Annotated in this window: 1 pseudogene; it reads left to right on the top strand. The window is 65.6% G+C overall.

From position 1 onward, the window contains the following. Positions 1–256 (top strand): annotated as a pseudogene (fusA, locus tag SB751_RS32720) (elongation factor G); the annotation flags it as partial.

The following is a 256-nucleotide window of genomic DNA, read 5'->3' as shown; positions in this document are numbered from 1 at the left end:
AAGGACGTCACCACGGGCGATACGCTGACCGATCCGGCGCACGTCATCGTGCTGGAGCGCATGGTGTTCCCCGAGCCGGTCATCTCGCAGGCGGTCGAGCCCAAGACCAAGGCCGACCAGGAAAAGATGGGCATCGCCCTGGGCCGGCTGGCGCAGGAAGATCCCTCGTTCCGCGTGCGCACCGACGAGGAGTCCGGCCAGACCATCATTTCCGGCATGGGCGAGCTGCACCTGGAAATCCTGGTCGACCGCATGA

The organism is Cupriavidus sp. SIMBA_020 (assembly GCF_046535395.1).
Lineage (GTDB): Bacteria > Pseudomonadota > Gammaproteobacteria > Burkholderiales > Burkholderiaceae > Cupriavidus > Cupriavidus campinensis.
The sequence above is the reverse complement of the archived record's forward strand: the minus strand, read 5'-3'. Positions and strand labels throughout refer to the sequence as shown.